This is a genomic window from Blastococcus xanthinilyticus, assembly GCF_008124835.1.
GTDB classification, from domain to species: domain Bacteria; phylum Actinomycetota; class Actinomycetes; order Mycobacteriales; family Geodermatophilaceae; genus Blastococcus; species Blastococcus xanthinilyticus.
The window spans coordinates 308,245-324,823 of sequence record NZ_VNHW01000001.1; the positions used below are offsets into that span (position 1 = coordinate 308,245).

At 72.9% G+C, this 16,579-nt stretch carries 12 protein-coding genes; 1 reads left to right on the plus strand and 11 read right to left on the minus strand.

Annotation, left to right across the window (positions count from 1 at the left end; genetic code table 11):
• Positions 1-9: 9 nt before the first annotated feature.
• From BD833_RS01465 to BD833_RS01490, 6 genes are all read right to left on the minus strand, one after another.
• Entirely contained in the window at positions 10-978 is a 969-nt protein-coding gene (locus tag BD833_RS01465) for a gluconeogenesis factor YvcK family protein (protein ID WP_208092276.1), read from the minus strand.
• Entirely contained in the window at positions 978-1,919 is a 942-nt protein-coding gene (rapZ, locus tag BD833_RS01470) for an RNase adapter RapZ (RefSeq protein ID WP_166531338.1), read from the minus strand. The genes BD833_RS01465 and rapZ overlap by 1 nt, the downstream gene beginning before the upstream one ends.
• A complete protein-coding gene (uvrC, locus tag BD833_RS01475; protein ID WP_166531339.1) occupies positions 1,916-3,952 on the minus strand; it encodes an excinuclease ABC subunit UvrC in 2,037 nt (678 codons plus the stop codon). Before uvrC ends, rapZ begins: the two co-directional genes overlap by 4 nt.
• A 145-nt stretch (positions 3,953-4,097) precedes the next feature.
• Positions 4,098-4,403, minus strand: coding sequence for a hypothetical protein (locus BD833_RS01480; protein ID WP_166531340.1), 306 nt, complete (start codon positions 4,401-4,403; stop codon positions 4,098-4,100).
• Positions 4,404-4,563: 160 nt separating this feature from the next.
• Positions 4,564-7,461: an excinuclease ABC subunit UvrA gene (gene uvrA / locus BD833_RS01485; RefSeq protein ID WP_166531341.1), complete on the minus strand. Its 2,898-nt coding sequence runs from the start codon at positions 7,459-7,461 to the stop codon at positions 4,564-4,566.
• Positions 7,462-7,672: 211 nt separating this feature from the next.
• Positions 7,673-9,187: an amidase gene (locus BD833_RS01490; protein ID WP_243737379.1), complete on the minus strand. Its 1,515-nt coding sequence runs from the start codon at positions 9,185-9,187 to the stop codon at positions 7,673-7,675.
• Positions 9,188-9,234: 47 nt separating this feature from the next.
• Here BD833_RS01490 and BD833_RS01495 point away from each other — a divergent pair, with 47 nt between their 5' ends.
• Entirely contained in the window at positions 9,235-9,903 is a 669-nt protein-coding gene (locus BD833_RS01495) for an MBL fold metallo-hydrolase (protein ID WP_166531342.1), read from the plus strand.
• 26 nt (positions 9,904-9,929) lie between these two features.
• Here the strand turns inward: BD833_RS01495 and BD833_RS01500 are convergent, their stop codons facing one another.
• The 5 genes from BD833_RS01500 to BD833_RS01520 all read right to left on the minus strand — a co-directional run bounded on the left by BD833_RS01500 (position 9,930) and on the right by BD833_RS01520 (position 16,556).
• Positions 9,930-10,211, minus strand: coding sequence for a hypothetical protein (locus tag BD833_RS01500; RefSeq protein ID WP_166531343.1), 282 nt, complete (start codon positions 10,209-10,211; stop codon positions 9,930-9,932).
• 144 nt (positions 10,212-10,355) lie between these two features.
• Positions 10,356-11,930 carry a M28 family metallopeptidase gene (locus tag BD833_RS01505; RefSeq protein WP_243737380.1) on the minus strand — a complete coding sequence of 525 codons (1,575 nt, stop codon included), beginning with the start codon at positions 11,928-11,930 and terminating at the stop codon, positions 10,356-10,358.
• Between the two features lie 293 nt (positions 11,931-12,223).
• Positions 12,224-14,095 carry a S9 family peptidase gene (locus BD833_RS01510; protein ID WP_166531344.1) on the minus strand — a complete coding sequence of 624 codons (1,872 nt, stop codon included), beginning with the start codon at positions 14,093-14,095 and terminating at the stop codon, positions 12,224-12,226.
• Positions 14,096-14,163: 68 nt separating this feature from the next.
• The gene (locus BD833_RS01515; RefSeq protein ID WP_166531345.1) at positions 14,164-15,261 is read right to left on the minus strand and encodes a TerC family protein; all 1,098 of its coding nucleotides are present in this window, start codon (positions 15,259-15,261) and stop codon (positions 14,164-14,166) included.
• Between the two features lie 167 nt (positions 15,262-15,428).
• Positions 15,429-16,556, minus strand: a complete 1,128-nt coding sequence (locus BD833_RS01520; RefSeq protein WP_166531346.1) for a TerC family protein — start codon at positions 16,554-16,556, stop codon at positions 15,429-15,431.
• Positions 16,557-16,579 lie beyond the last annotated feature (23 nt).

A 16,579-nucleotide genomic window follows, 5' to 3' on the forward strand; every position in this document is an offset into this window, starting at 1 on the left:
CCTACCCGCTCACCGCACACCGACCACGGAGGCCAGTGCGCTCGACAGTCGCACGGGGTCGTGCCGTGGCGCGCCGTCCGGCTCGGCGACAGCCGCCAGCAGCAGCTCCGCACCGCACTCCCGGACAGCCTCCAGGAGACCACGGCGGTCAACAACCGCCTCCGCATCCGCGATCACCGTGTGCAACGCCACCCCGTCCAGATGGGCCTGCAGCACGGACAGATGCTCCTCCGGGGAGAAACCGTCCGTCTCTCCGGGCTGCGGCTCCAGGTTGAGGACGACGACGACCCGGGCCTGCGTGGCGGCCAGCGCGGCGCGCAGCCGGGGCACGAGCAGGTGCGGGAGCACGGAGGTGTACCAGGACCCCGGCCCGAGGGAGACCACGTCGGCCGCGGCGATCGCCTCGAGCACCGCGGGGTGCACGACCGGATCGGCCGGCGCCAGCCGGATCTCCCGGACCCGCCCCGGGGTCGCCGCGATGGCGACCTGGCCGCGGATGGTGCGCACCCGGTCGGGGTCGTCGGGATCGGCGACCTCCACCCGGGCCACCAGGTCCAGGGGTTCGTCGGCCATGGGCAGCACCCGGCCGTGCGCCCCGATCAGCCGGGCCAGCTCGTCGAGCGCCCGGACCGTGTCGCCACCGTGCATCTCGGTCAGGCCGGTGAGCAGCAGGTTGCCGACGGGATGCCCGGCGAGCACGCCGCTGCCGCCGAAGCGGTGCTGGAAGAGCGCCGCCAGGGTCTGCTCCCGCTCGGCCTCACCGGCGAGGGCGGCCAGGGCCATCCGCAGGTCGCCGGGCGGGAGGACCGGCATCTCGCGCCGGATCCGGCCGGAGGAACCGCCGTCGTCGGCGACCGTCACCACGGCGGTGAGGTCGGGGGTGATCCGCCGCCACGCCGCCAGGGCCGCGGCCAGGCCGTGCCCGCCACCGAACGCCACCACCCGGGGCGGCCGCCCCGGGAACGCCAGCCCGCCCACTACTCGCGACCCAGGTCGCGGTGCCGGGCCACGGCGGCGACGCCCTCGTCGCCGAGCCGCCGGGCGAACTCCTCGGCGATCGCGACGCTGCGGTGCTTGCCACCGGTGCAGCCCACGGCCAGCGTGAGGTAGCGCTTGCCCTCGCGGCGGTACCCGGGGACCAGCAGCCGGAGCACCTCGAGGTAGCGGTCGAGGAAGGCGGCCGCGTCCTCCTGCCCCAGCACGTAGTCCCGGACGTCGGCATCGCGGCCGGTGTGCGCCCGGAGCCCCGGCACCCAGTGCGGGTTGGGGAGGAACCGGGCGTCGACGACCAGGTCGGCGTCCAGCGGCAGGCCGTACTTGAAGCCGAAGCTCATCACCGTCGCGGTGAGCGGCGGGGTGCGGCCGTCCCGCGCGAACGCGTTCTCCAGCGTGGCCCGCAGCTGGTGGACGTTGAGGTCGCTGGTGTCCACCCAGAGGTCGGCCTCGCCGGCGATGCCGGTGAGCAGCCCCCGCTCCTCGGTGATCCCGTCGGTGAGCGTGCCGCTGCCCTGCAGCGGGTGCTCGCGGCGGTTGGACTCGTAGCGGCGGACCAGCACCTCGTCACGGGCGTGCACGTAGACCACCCGCGGGCGGTGCCCGGCCCTGGAGAGGACCCGGATGGCGTCCTCCAGGTCGCTGGAGAAGGCCCGGCTGCGCACGTCGACGACGGCGGCGAACCGCCGCAGGTCCCCCCGCGCACCCAGCTCGACCATGGGCAGCAGCAGGGCCGGCGGCAGGTTGTCGACGACGTACCAGCCGAGGTCCTCGAGCACCCGGCCGGCGCTGTTCTTGCCCGCCCCGGACAGGCCGGTGACCACGACGACCTCCAGCGGCGGGGTCTCGGTGCTCGACGGGTCCAGCGCCGGTGAGCGTCCGTCCTGCGGCCCGGCGCCCGAGGGCGCCTCGGGACCGGCCGTCACGAGGCCACCCGGCCGACCTCGGCGGTGTCCCCGGACCCGGGACGCGGGTCGCCCTGCTCGGCGGGCCCCTGCGGGGCCAGCGAGCTCTCCACCGCCGCCGTCGGCTCCGCGTCGGGTGCCTGCGCCGGTTCGGCGACCGCCATCTGCACCGCCTCCGCCGTCCTCCGGCCGATACCGGGCACCGCCATGAGCTCCTCCACTGTGGCCGCGCGCAGCCGCTTGAGCGATCCGAACTGCTTCATCAGCGCCTTCCGGCGAGCCTCCCCGAGGCCCGGGACGTCGTCCAGCAGGGAGACCAGCATGCCGGTGGACCGCTTCTGCCGGTGGTACGTGATCGCGAAGCGGTGGGCCTCGTCGCGCACCCGCTGCAGGAGGTACAGCGCCTCGGAGGTGCGCGGCAGGATGACCGGGTCGCTCTCCCCCGGCAGCCACACCTCCTCCATGCGCTTGGCCAGCCCGCAGACCGCGACGTCGACGATGCCGAGCTCGTCCAGCGACCGGGCGGCCGCGGCCACCTGGGGGGCGCCGCCGTCGACCACCAGCAGGTTCGGCGGGTAGGCGAACCGGCGCGGGCGCCCCTCCTCCGCGGCGATGCCCTGCTCGTCCCTGCGGTCGGCCTCGTCCTTGAGATGGCGGGCGAACCGGCGGCGGACCACCTCGGCCATCGCCGCGGTGTCGTCGGTGCCCTCGGTGACCGAGAACCGGCGGTAGTCGGACTTCTTCGCCAGGCCGTCCTCGAACACCACCATCGACGCCACCACGTTGGTGCCCTGCACGTGGCTGATGTCCATGCACTCGATCCGCAGCGGCGCGTCGGGCAGCTCCAGGGCCTCCTGCAGCTCCGAGAGCGCCAGCGAGCGGGCGGTGAGGTCGCTGCTGCGCTTCACCCGGTGCCGGGCGAAGGCCTCCTTGGCGTTGCGCTCGACGGTCTCCATGAGGCTGCGCTTGTCGCCGCGCTGGGGCACCCGCAGGGACACCCGCCCACCGCGCAGCTCCTCGAGGAGCTCGACGTAGACGTCGGCGTCGTCCGGGAGCTCGGGGACCAGCACCTCGCGCGGCACCGCCTCGCCGGCCTCGCCCACGCCCGTCTGCTCGTCGACGCCGCCGTACACCTGCAGCAGGAACTGCTCCACCAGCTCGCCGGTGCTGACCGCCTCGACCTTGTCGATGATCCAGCCGCGCTGCCCGCGCACCCGGCCGCCGCGCACGTGGAAGACCTGGACGGCGGCCTCCAGCTCGTCCTGCGCGAACGCGACGACGTCGGCGTCGGTGCCGTCACCCAGGACGACGGCCTGCTTCTCCATGGCGCGCCTGAGGGCGCCGATGTCGTCGCGCAGCCGGGCGGCCTTCTCGTACTCCATCGCCTGGGCGGCGTCGGCCATCTCCCGCTCGAGCCGCCGGATCATCGAGTCGGTGCGGCCGGCCATGAAGTCGCAGAAGTCGTCGACGATCTGCCGGTGCTCCTCGGCGCTGACCCGCTGCACGCACGGGGCGGCGCACTTGCCGATGTAGCCGAGCAGGCAGGGCCGGCCGATCTGGCCGGCGCGCTTGAAGACGCCGTTGGAGCAGGTGCGGGCCGGGAAGACGCGGGTGAGCGTGTCGAGGGTCTCGCGGATCGCCCAGGCGTGCGCGTAGGGGCCGAAGTAGCGCACGCCCTTCTTCTTGGGCCCGCGCATCACCTGCAGCCGGGGGTACTCCTCGTTCAGCGTCACGGCCAGCGACGGGTAGCTCTTGTCGTCGCGGTAGCGGACGTTGAAGCGCGGGTCGAACTCCTTGATCCAGTTGTACTCGAGCTGCAGCGCCTCGACCTCGGTGCCGACGACGGTCCACTCGACGGCCGCCGCCGTCGTGACCATCTGCCGCGTGCGCGGGTGCAGACCGGCCACGTCGGCGAAGTAGCTGTTCAGCCGCTGACGGAGGCTCTTGGCCTTGCCCACGTAGATGACCCGGCCGTTCGGGTCACGGAACTTGTAGACCCCCGGGCTCTCGGGGATCGAGCCGACCGCCGGGCGGTACGTGGACGGATCGGCCATGTCTCCAGCCTAGGTCGGCCCACCGACACGCTGTGCAGGACGGGGACCCGTCCGTCTCACCCGTCCCGCCCTGCTCCCTGGCCCCGGGCACGCAGACGGACGGCGCACCGCCGGGCTGCCCGGCGGTGCGCTGGTCAGGGGTGGGTCAGGCTGCGGGCTGGGACCGCCGGACCGTGACGGCCGGCATGCGCGCGCTGACGGCGGAGGCGCCCCGGGCGGCCAGCCGGACGCCGCGCCGGGTGAGGGCCACGGCCGCGAGCACGCCCACCGGGACGGCGACGAAGTCGAACGCGTCGGCCACCAGGTCCTTGGTCACGACGAGCAGGGACACCCCGAGCAGGCCCATCAGCACCGCCGCGGAGAGGAGGCCCGCTCCTGGCTTGCTCTTTCCCTGCCAGGGCTGACCGCAGTGAGCCATGTCCGGGTCGCAGTCGGGCGTGAGCGCGCTCATCGAGCCTCCTCGCAGCAACACAGGGGGTGTCCCGGTGATGTCGATCACAGCCACTGTACGCCCGAGATGACTTATCTCACAAGCACGGACAGCGGCCCGCGCCCCCGGTGATCGGGGACGCGGGCCGCCGCACGGGGCCGCGCCGGGTCAGGTCGCCGGGTCAGCTCGCCTTCTTGCGCACCCGCTTCTTGACCGGCCCGGCAGCGGCCGCGGCGATCGCGTCGGCGTCGAGCATCGGCACGAGGTACCGGCCGGTGTGGCTCTCCGGCACGGTGGCCACGAACTCCGGCGGACCCTCGGCGACGACGCTGCCGCCGCGGAAGCCACCCTCCGGGCCCATGTCGATGAGCCAGTCGGCGCTCTTGATGACGTCGAGGTTGTGCTCGATGACGATCACCGAGTTGCCCTTGTCGACCAGGCCCTGGAGCACGAGGAGCAGCTTGCGGATGTCCTCGAAGTGCAGGCCGGTGGTGGGTTCGTCGAGCACGTAGATGCTGCGGCCGTTGGACCGCTTCTGCAGCTCGCTGGCCAGCTTCACCCGCTGCGCCTCACCGCCGGAGAGGGTGGTCGCGGGCTGCCCGAGCCGCACGTAGCCCAGCCCGACCTCGGTGAGCGTGCGCAGGTACCGGGCGATCGCCGGGATGGCGGCGAAGAAGTCGGCCGCCTCCTCGATCGGCATGTCGAGGACCTCGGACACCGTCTTCCCCTTGTAGTGCACCTCGAGGGTCTCCCGGTTGAACCGGGCCCCCTTGCACACCTCGCACGGGACGTAGACGTCGGGCAGGAAGTTCATCTCGATCTTCAGCGTGCCGTCGCCCGAGCAGGCCTCGCAGCGGCCGCCCTTCACGTTGAAGGAGAAGCGCCCGGGCAGGTAGCCCCGCACCTTCGCCTCGGTCGTGCTGGCGAAGAGCTTGCGGACGTGGTCCCACACCCCGGTGTAGGTGGCCGGGTTCGACCGCGGCGTGCGGCCGATCGGCGACTGGTCGACGTGCACCACCTTGTCCAGGTGCTCCAGGCCGGTGATGGTGCGGTGCCGGCCGGGCACCTGACGAGCCCGGTTCAGCTGGTTGGCCAGCGTCGTGTAGAGGATGTCGTTGACCAGGGTCGACTTGCCCGACCCCGAGACACCGGTGACCGCCACGAGGCAGCCGAGCGGGAAGGTCACGTCGATGCCGCGGAGGTTGTTCTCGCGGGCACCCTTCACCACCAGCTCCCGGCCCGGCTCGGACTGGCGTCGCGTCTCGGGGACCGCGATCACCTTGCGGCCGGACAGGTAGGCGCCGGTGAGCGAGCGCTCGCTGGCGAGGAGCTCCTCGACGGTGCCGCTGACGACGACCTCGCCGCCGTGCTCCCCCGCTCCGGGGCCGATGTCCACGACCCAGTCGGCGACCTTGATCGTGTCCTCGTCGTGCTCGACGACGATCAGCGTGTTGCCCATGTCGCGGAGCCGGACCAGGGTCTCGATCAGCCGGGTGTTGTCGCGCTGGTGCAGGCCGATCGACGGCTCGTCGAGCACGTAGAGCACCCCGACCAGGCCGGAGCCGATCTGGGTGGCCAGCCGGATCCGCTGCGCCTCGCCGCCGGCCAGGGTGGCGGCGGGTCGCTCGAGGGAGAGGTAGTCGAGGCCGACATCGACGAGGAAGGACAGCCGGGCCTGGATCTCGCGCAGCACCTGGTCGGCGATCGCCTTCTCGCGCTCCCCCAGCTCCAGCGCGCCCAGCCACTGCGACGCCTCACCGATCGACAGGCTGGTGACCTCGGCGATCGACCGGCCGTTCATCTTGACGGCGAGGATCTCGGGCTTGAGCCGCGTCCCGTGGCAGACGGCGCACGGCACGTCGCGCATGTAGCCCTCGTACTTGTCCCGCATGTAGTCGCTGTCGGTGTCGTCGTGCCGGCGCTCGAGGAACGGGAGCACACCCTCGAACGCGGCGTAGTAGCTGCGCTCGCGGCCGTAGCGGTTCTTGTAGCGGACGTGCACCTGGTCGGGCGAGCCGTGCAGGATCGCCTTCTGCACCTTGGCCGGGAGCCGCTCCCACGGCTCGTCCATGGAGAAGCCGACCTGCTGGGACAGACCGGTGAGCAGCCGGGTGAAGTACTCGTTGCTCATGGAGCTGGCCCACGGCGCGACCGCGCCCTGGTTGAGGCTCTTGCCCGGGTCGGGCACCACGAGCTCGGGGTCGACCTCCTTGCGGGTGCCGATGCCGGTGCACTCCGGGCAGGCGCCGAACGGGGAGTTGAAGGAGAACGAGCGCGGCTCCAGCGCCTCGAACGACAGGCCGTCGTCGACGCAGGCCAGGTGCTCGGAGAAGGTCCGCTCGCGCTGCGGGTCGTCCTCGGGCAGGTCGACGAAGTCGAGGACGACGAGACCGCCGGCCAGCCCCAGGGCGGTCTCGACCGAGTCGGTGAGCCGGCGCTTCGCGCTCTCCTTCACGGTGAGGCGGTCGATGATCACCTCGATGCTGTGCTTCTCCTGCTTCTTCAGCGTGGGCGGCTCGGTGAGCGGGTGCACCGTGCCGTCGACGCGGACGCGGGAGAAGCCCTGCGTCTGCAGGGAGCTGAACAGGTCGACGTACTCGCCCTTGCGGGCCCGCACCACCGGGGCGAGCACCTGGAAGCGGGTGCCCTCCTCCATCGCCAGCACCTGGTCGACGATCTGCTGCGGCGTCTGCCGGGAGATCGGCTTGCCGCAGTTCGGGCAGTGCGGCTGCCCGGCCCGCGCGTAGAGCAGGCGCAGGTAGTCGTAGATCTCGGTGATGGTCCCGACGGTCGACCGGGGGTTCCGGTTGGTCGCCTTCTGGTCGATGGAGACCGCGGGCGAGAGACCCTCGATGAAGTCGACGTCGGGCTTGTCCATCTGGCCGAGGAACTGGCGGGCGTAGGCCGACAGCGACTCGACGTAGCGGCGCTGGCCCTCGGCGAAGATCGTGTCGAAGGCGAGGCTGGACTTGCCCGACCCGGAGAGCCCCGTGAACACGATGAGCGCGTCACGGGGGAGGTCGATGGTGACGTCCTTGAGGTTGTGCTCACGGGCGCCGCGGACGACGAGCCGGTCCATGTGATCCCTGTCGGTCGCTGGTGGCTGGCACCAGGTGGGTGTGCTGCGTGGGGTGTGCTGGTCTGCGGGGTTGCGGGGGTGGTGCTGTGCGCGGCGGCCGTCCCGGCCCGGTCGCGGTCCCCCGGTGCAACGCACCGCCGACCCCGGGACGTCCGCCGGGCGGTGTGAGCTGCGCCCGGTCGCCGCGCCCGCCGCGGTCGGGCCGAGCGGATCAGGTGGTGCCGGATGGACTGGTGCCGGACGAGGTGGTGCCCGTGGTCGAGGGCCCGGTCGGGTCGAAGACCGGTGCGTACCGGCGCCACGGCTGCCGGGCCTCCAGCTCTCCGGCGACCCAGAGTAGTAGCCCTTCGGCCCCCGGCGGGCCGACCAGCTGCACGGGCACGGGCAGCCCGCCCGGCCGGGTGCCGGCGGGCAGGACCGCGGCCGGGATGCCGGCCAGGTTCCACGCCGCCGTCCAGGGGGCCCAGCGCGCGTTGGCCGAGATGTTGGCGAGGAACGACCGCTCGTGCCACGGCCGCGCCGGGAGCGGCGGACCGGTGGTGACCGGCGTGACCAGCAGGTCGACGTCGTCGAAGAAGCGGGTCATCCGCTCCCGGAACCGCGCCTGGGTGCGCGGCCGCACCAGCCCGAGACGGCGCACCGCCCGCCCGATGCGCGCGTGGGTGCGGCTCCGCGGCTGCAGCTCGGCCCGCGGGATGCCGAGGAACTCCGCGTCGTCCTCCGCGCCGGCCATCCACCGCACCACCGCGCCGAAGGCGGCCGCCGGGGTGATGGGTGGCGTGCGCGGGACCACCGTGTGCCCGGCGGCGCGCAACTGGGCCACCACCGCGTCGACCGCGGCCCGGACGGGGGCGTCGCCACCCAGCCCCGGAACGGGTGACCGGGTGCTGACCGCGATGCGCAGCGGGCGGCCCGGGTCGGCGGACGGACCGGGCTGCTCACCGGCGAGGACCGCGTGCGCGACGGCGAGGTCGGCGACGGTGGTGGCCAGCGCGCCGTTCACGGCCATGTTCGACCAGTCGTCGGCGCCGATGCCGCCGGGCACCACGCCGATCCCCGGCTTCAGCGTCACGAGACCGCAGGCGGCGGCGGGCAGCCGGAGCGAGCCCATGCCGTCGTTGCCGTGCGCGAGGGGCACCGAGCCAGAGGCCACCGCCGCCGCGCTGCCCCCGGAGCTGCCGGCGGGCGAGAGCGCGGTGTCCCAGGGGTTGCGCGTCACGGTGCCCGGGCCGTCGGTGGCGGCGTACAGGCAGAGCTCGGGCGCCCGGCTGATGCCGACGACGACCGCACCGGCCTTCCGCAACCGCCGCACCACCTCGTGGTCGTGCGTCTCGGGGACCGCCGGGCGGGCGGGCGAGCCGTCGGTGCAGACCTCCCCGGAGACGGCGATGTTGTCCTTGACCGCCACCGGCACCCCGGCCAGGGGGAGCGCGAACCGGGTCAGGCTCGCGTCGACCGCCGCCGCCTCGGCCAGCGCCGCCTCGCGCCGCACCACCCGGAAGGCACCGATGCGCGCGTCGACGGCCTCGATGTGGTCGAGGTGCGCCCGGACCACCTCGACGGCGGTCAGCTCCCCCGCGCGGACGAGGGCCGCGATCTCGGTGGCCGGCAGGCCGACGATCCCGGGCCTGCTCCCGGCCGGATCCTCGCCTCCGCTCCCGGTCCGGCCCCCGGCCCGGCCCCTCCCGTCGCCCTGAGCTGTGCCGAGACCTCCGCTAGCGTCCATGCCTGGACCGTAACGGCGTCCGCCGACACTTTCCGAACGGAGTCCGGATGAGCCCCTCCCCCTACACCGGCGACGTCGCCGTGGGCGGCCCCGCCGACGTCCGCGAGCTGCCCGGGCTGACGATCAGCAAGGTCGCCGTCAGCGAGATGGCCAACAACGCCTACCTGCTCCGCTGCACCGCGACCGGCGAGGGGCTGCTGGTCGACGCGGCCGCGGAGCCGGACACCCTCCGCGACCTGATCGGCGGCACCCCGTTGCGCACCGTGGTCACCACCCACGGGCACTGGGACCACCACCGCGCGCTGCCCGACGTCGTCCGGGACACCGGCGCGGAGACCGTGGCGCACCCGGCCGACGCCGCCGAGCTGCCCGTCCCCGTGCAGCGCCCGGTCGGGCACGGCGACGCAGTGCGGGTGGGCGAGCAGATCCTCGAGGTCGTGCACCTGCGCGGGCACACGCCCGGGAGCATCGCGCTGGTGTGGCGCGGGCCCGCCGACGCGGGCGTGCACGTGTTCACCGGCGACAGCCTCTTCCCCGGTGGGGTCGGGAACACCCAGCAGGACCTGGCCCGGTTCACCAGCCTCCTCGACGACGTCGAGGAGCGGTTGTTCGCCGCGCTCCCCGACGACGCCTGGGTCTACCCCGGGCACGGCAGCGACACGACGATCGGCACCGAGCGCCCGCACCTCGCGGAGTGGCGCGAGCGCGGCTGGTGAGGCCGGCCGTCAGGCGACGCTGAGCGTCAGTCGTCGGTGAAGAGGCCGACCAGCTCGTCGGGGGTGCCGGGCACGTGCAGCGGCAGCACCGAGACGCTCCACTCCGGCCGGCGCCCGTCGACGCCGATCGCCAGGTCCCAGGCCGCGCGCGGGGTGAGCGGGCCGAAGCAGGCGTCGTCGCCGTCCTCCCCCAGGTCGATCTCGACCAGCCACTGGTCCGAGAGGTCGGCCGCGAGTTCGGCGAAGTCGGGAGCCGCGTCGTCGTCGGGCTCGGGGGTGTCGAGCCGGACCGGGTAGATGAGCGCCATTCCGCGACGCTAGGCCACCCGGGGCCGCGAGGGCATCCCGGCGTGCGCCGGACGTGGGAGAGCCGCCGCCGGCGCCCCGGAGGACGTCGGCGACGGCTCGGGAGAGCGGGCGGCCGGCCGCAGCCGGTCGCCCGCCCTCAGCGGTCAGCCCAGCGTGTCGTGGTCGTGGTCGTGCTCGAGACCACCACCGCCGGCCGTCTCCTTGAAGGTTCCCTGCTCACCGGCGGGAGCCGGCAGCTCGAACGCCGGCCCGGGGACCGGCCGGCCCCGCACGCCGTTCACCGACTCGGTGGAGAAGGCGTAGGTGAGCATCGCGAACGCCATCAGGTCGCTGTTGACGTCGAGCGCCTGCAGATCGAGGTTGTCGATGTCGTCGCAGGCCTGGTGGTAGCACGGGTCGAACTGCTCACCCGCGGTGCCGCCCCAGATGGCCTCCTGCTCCTCGGTCTTGATCACCTCCGCGCCGGTGAAGAGCCCACCGGCGGGGATACCGGCCTCGATGAACGCCTGGTAGTCGCTGCGGCCGGAGTACTCGGCGTCGTCGTAGGGGACGCCGATCTTGGTGTAGTAGGACTCGAAGAGGTCCTCGATGGCCGTGGAGCCGTCGGGGATCGCGACCGGGGCCTCCCAGGTCGACTGGTCGGCGTCGTAGACCATCTGGACGTAGTTCGGCGAGCCGATCATGTCGTAGTTCAGGTACAGGGCGATGCGGTCGAGCTCCTCCTGCGAGAGCTTCTCCACGTAGCTCGTCGAGCCGACCAGACCCTGCTCCTCCGCGGCCCACCAGGCGAACCGCAGCGTGTTGTGCGGCTTCATCCGGGCCATCGACAGGGCCGTCTCCAGCAGCGCCGCGGAGCCCGAGCCGTCGTCGTTGATGCCGGGGCCCTCGATGACGCTGTCGAGGTGCGCGCCGGCCATGACGACGTTGTCCTGGTCCCGGCCGCGCCGCTCGGCGATCACGTTGTAGTCGGTGCGCGTCTCCGCGGGGAGCACGTGCACGTAGGCGGTGGCGTCGTCGGCCGCGAGTGCCACGCCCTGGTCGAAGCTCGCACCCACGACGGGGATGCCGTGGGTGACGGTGCTGCCGTCGCCCAGGGTCGCCGCGTTGGCGACGATCAGCTCGAACCGGTCGGGGGCGTTGCCCTGGTTGAAGATGATCACGGCCTCGGCGCCGGCGTCCTCGGCGTTCTTGGCCTTGTCGCCGAAGTTGCAGGTGCCGCGCTGGACGAGCGCGATGTCCGCGTCGCCGGTGAACAGCGCCGGATCGAAGTCCTCGGCCTCGCAGCCGCTGGAGCTCGCCCGGTCTCCCTCGAGGTTGATGTCGACGGGGATGACCGCGCCCGTGACCTCGCCCGAGCCGCTGCCGGTGAAGACGCCGGTCTCGTACTCGGCCGCCACCGGCGTGAGCTGCCGGAGCTCAGCGGGGAAGTTGAAGGTGACCTCGACCGGGTCCAGCGTGACGTCGAAGCGGGCCTCCCGCAGCAGGCCCGCCACGTACTCCACGCTGCCGGCGTAGCCAGCGGTGCCCGCCGCGCGGGTCCCGGGGTAGACCGGGTCGCCGCTGTTGTCCGCGATCTTCTGGAACATGCGCTCGTGCTCGAGGACGTCCTCGAGGTCGACGCACTCCAGCAGCTTCTCGTAGGTGATGTTGTGCCTGCGGTCGCACGAGTCGCGCGGCAGGGTGTTCGAGTCGTGCGGCACGGCGTTCGCGGTCGTCACGGGCAGTGCGAGTGCGAACAGGAGTCCGCTGCTGCCCAGAGCGATGGTTCGAGCCGCCGTCCGTCGTGCGGACGCGGTCCGTCGTTCGTCCACGCTGCATCCCTTCGATCGGTCCTGGCGACGGCGAGCGTCGCCGGTGGTGCCGACACCGTTGTCGGCACGGCGACCTTGGCCGACCGGTGGCGCGTTGCCTAGGGGCGCTCCGTGGTCACTCAGGGGGACCGAAGCGCGCCCGCACGCGGCCGACCTGCGGAAACACGTGACCCAGGTCACGACACGCTGCTGAGCGGACGTCACGGAGCGTGCTGTGGCGTGTTCAGCCGGTCGGGGGCGGCCTCGTCGGCGACTGCGCTCGCGTCCCGAGCCGCGGTCGGCAGCCACCGGTCCCACCAGCGCAGCAGGTGCTCGAGCCGGGCCACCCGGTGCCGGGGACGCCCGGTGCGGCGCAGCTCGTGCCCGTCGCCCGGGAACAGCAGCAGCTCGGCGGGCACGCCCCGGTGCAGCAGCCCGGCGTGCAGCTCCTCCCCCAGCGCCGCGGAGGCCGCCCGGTCCCCCTCCGCCTGGATGACCAACGTCGGGGTCGTCCCGGTGGACGCCCCGACCACGGTGCGCTCCTCCGCGGCGAGGGCGGCCGCCGGCCGCTCGACGACCGCGGCGGCGAACCGGTCGGTGCGGCTCAGCAGGTGGACGGCGAGGTCGCCGCCGGCGCCGCTGCCCGCGATCCCCACCCGGGTGCCGTCGAGCTCCGGGGCGGTCAGCGCTGAGTCGAGGAGCGCCTCGACGTCGTCGGCGGCCCGGGGGTGGCACCGCAGCACCGCGTAGCCGGCCGACACCAGCACCTGGGTCTCGTCCGACAGCGACCACCCGGACTGCCCGCCGTGCACCGCGAGCAGCACCGGGTGCGGCCCCGGTCCGGGTGGCGTGGTCACCCAGCCGCGGACCGGGTGCCCGTCGGGTGCGGTCACTGCAACGTCCGCGCTCCGGTGCAATCGCCCCGTCTCCCCCAGCGGACGGCCGAATCCGCTGAGCAGCCGCCGGCCGGCACCGGTGACGGCGACGAGCTCACCGGCGGAGCGGTCGTGCCCCACGCACGCGACGACCACCCCCGCCGCCGCGCTGACCCCGTGGACGGTGAACGAGCCCTCGACCAGCACCTCCGGGGGGCCGCCGTCGAGCGGCACGCGCAGCAGGTCGACGGCCCCGCCCCGGGCCACCCGCACCAGGACCGCTCCCCCGGTCAGCACGGTGCTCCCCGGGGAGCCGGCGGCCAGGACGTAGCGCTCCGGGTCGAGCAGCGGCCGCAGGGGGCCGCCGTCCACGGGCATGGTGCAGGGCACGTCGGTCGGGTCGGCGGCGTGCCCGTCGCCGGCGTCGGGCACGGCGGTGAGCACGATCGTCGTGCCGTCGGGGGTGTACGCCGGTCCGGCGCAACGGGCGCCGGACCCGGTCACGCGGCGGAGCCCCGAGCCGTCGGGCCGGACGGCGTGGACCTCGCGCACCAGGTGGGCCTCGGCGGGGTCGGAACGGGCCCGCACGAAGGCCAGCTCGGCGCCGTCGGGACGCCAGGCCACGTCGGTGCAGTCGGCGTCGGAGGCGGTGAGCTGCACCGGCTCGGGCGGCGGGCTGCTGTCGTCGGTGAAGTCACCGGGCAGCTCCAGCAGGAACACCTGGCCGGGCCGGTCGGGCCAGAAGCCGACCCCGTCCAGCCGGGACGACGCCGTGGTGATCAACCGGGGCGGCTCGGCCGCCGGGCCGACGCCCGGCACGGTGCCGTACCGGCCGTGCTCGGGCACCCGCGCCACGTAGGCCAGCCGGCGGGAGTCCGGTGCCCACACCGGCGCGCCCGCGCCCAGGGGGTGTGCGGTCAGCCGGCGGGGCGCGCCCCCGGCGGCCGGCAGCACCAGGATCTGGGGGCGGGTGCCGGGCTCGCAGCCCAGGTAGGCCAGCCACCGGCCGTCCGGCGAGAACGCCGGATCCGTGTCGCGCTGCCCGGAGGTGAGCGGACGGGCCGGCGCGGATCCGTCCGTGGGCACCGCCCACAGCTGGCTGCGGCAGGCGTCCCCGTCGAGATCGAGCCACTCGACGGCCACGACCGCGATCCGGCCGTCGGGCGAGACCGCCGGCGTCCCCGGGACGCGCAGCAGCGCGAGGTCCGTCGGCAGCATGGCCGCGACGCTAGCGGAGGGCCCCGGCGCCGCCGCCCCTGCTCGGGGCGGGCGGCGCCGGGTACCGCTCAGCGGGTGGGGCGGTCCTGATCGGCGTCCTCGGTGGCGGCGACCCGCTGCTCGGCCGCGGCGGCCGCCTCCGGACCACCCGTGGGGATCCGCTCGGCCTCCTCGGGCTCGATCACCGGCTCCTCGCGGGACACGTCGCCGCGGGTCTTGAGCAGGCTGGCCACCGTCGCGATGACCAGCACGCCCAGGATGATCGTCAGCGACAGCCAGATCGGGATGTGCGGGATCGCCTCGATGGGCTCCCGCTCACCGGCGAACGGCAGCTGGTTCTCGTGCAGCGCCTCCATGATCAGCTTGACGCCGATGAAGGCCAGGATGACGGCGAGGCCCATCGAGAGGTACACGAGCCGCTTCAGCAGGCCACCCAGCAGGAAGTACAGCTGGCGCAGACCCATGAGGGCGAACACGTTCGCGGTGAAGACGATGAACGGTTCCCGGGTCAGGCCGAAGATCGCCGGGATGCTGTCGAGGGCGAAGATCAGGTCGGTCGTGCCGAGCGCCAGGATGACCACGATCATCGGCGTCCACATCTTCTTGCCGTTCTCGCTCACCCGGATCTTGGCGCCGTGGTAGTCCTGGGTGATCGGCAGCACCTTGCGCATCTGCCGGATGAACGCGTTCTCCTCGTAGTCCTCGTCGTCGCCGCGGTGCCGGACGAGGTTGAACGCGGTGTAGATCAGGAAGACGCCGAAGATGTAGAAGACCCACACGAACCGCTCGATCACCACGGCGCCGAGCAGGATGAAGATCCCGCGCAGGACGAGCGCGATGATGATGCCGATCATCAGCGCTTCCTGCTGGAACTTCCGCGGCACCTGGAACCGCGCCATGATGATGACGAAGACGAAGAGGTTGTCGACCGAGAGCGAGTACTCGGTGAGCCAGCCCGCGTAGAACTCCGTGGCGTACGTGCCGTTGGTGAACGCCAGCATCAGCAGACCGAAGATCAGGGCCAGGCTGATGTAGAAGCTCACCCAGATGCCGGCCTCCTTGATGGAGGGCTCGTGCGGACGGCGGGCGACGATCGCGAGATCGGCGAGCAGCAGGACGGTGAGTCCCACGAACGTCGTGATCTCGAACCAGACGGGTAGCTCCATGCGGTGGTTTCCTCCGGGGGACATGCCGTGTCAGCACCGGAGGTCTCTCCCACCGCACGCCCCGGGGGGCCTGCGACCGGCAGCACCGGAGGCCATGGGACCTCGTGATGACGACACTGCCGCGGGGGGATACTCCCCTCCTTCGCATCCCCCGGCGGCAGCGATCGTCAGTGTTCGCGCCGGCCCGGGTTCGCGGCGCTCACGCTACCTGCTCGCTCCGCGTCGGACCCGCTGGACATGGGGACGTCGTCCACCGGCGCCCCGTCGACGGCCGACAGTGCGGTCGGGTCGGCGGCCGCCGCCTCGGCGACGACGTGCTCCCGCCGGTCCCTGCGGACCCGCCAGAGGCTGGCGACGGTCGTCACCACCAGCGTCGCCAGGATGACCAGCAGGGAGATGGTGATCGGCACCTCGGGGATCACGGTGACGGCCTCACCCCCGTTGACGAACGGCAGCTCGTTCTTGTGCAGCGCGTGGATGACCAGCTTCACGCCGATGAAGCCGAGGATCACGGCCAGGCCGTAGGCCAGGTAGACGAGCCGGTCGAGCAGCCCGTCGATGAGGAAGAACAGCTGCCGCAGCCCGAGCAGCGAGAAGGCGTTGGCCGCGAAGACCAGGTACGTCTCCTGCGTCAGGCCGAAGATCGCCGGGATGGAGTCGACGGCGAAGATCACGTCGGCCGTCCCGATCGCGATCAGCGTGATGGCCAGCGGGGTGAGGAACCGCTTGCCGTCGAGCCGGACGGTCATCCGGTCGGAGTGGTACTCGTCGGTGGTCCGCAGGCGCTTGCGGGCGAAGCGGAGGACGGCGTTCTCCTTGAAGTCCTCCTCGTCGGAGTGGCCGCCGCTGCGCGCCTGCACCCAGGCGGTGTAGATGAGGATCGCGCCGAACAGGTAGAAGACCCAGCTGAAGTTCGCGATCGCGGCCGCGCCGACGAGGATGAACACCGTGCGCAGGACCAGCGCGAAGGTGATTCCGAAGAGCAGCACCTTCTGCTGCAGCTCCCGCGGTACGCCGAAGGCGGCCATGATCAGCACGAAGACGAAGAGGTTGTCGACCGAGAGGCTCTTCTCGGTCACGTAGCCGGCGAAGTACTCGCCGGCGAAGCCGGCTCCCCAGCCCCACCAGACGAGGAAGCCGAACACGATCGCGATGCCGACGTAGACCGCCGACCAGATCGCGGACTCGCGGAGCGTCGGTGCGTGCGGCGTGCGCACGTGACCGACGAGGTCGAAGACGAGCATTCCCACGATCACGCCGACCGTGAGTGCCCACACCCAGAAGGGGACGTCCAAGAAAAACCTCCGGAACTGGCAGC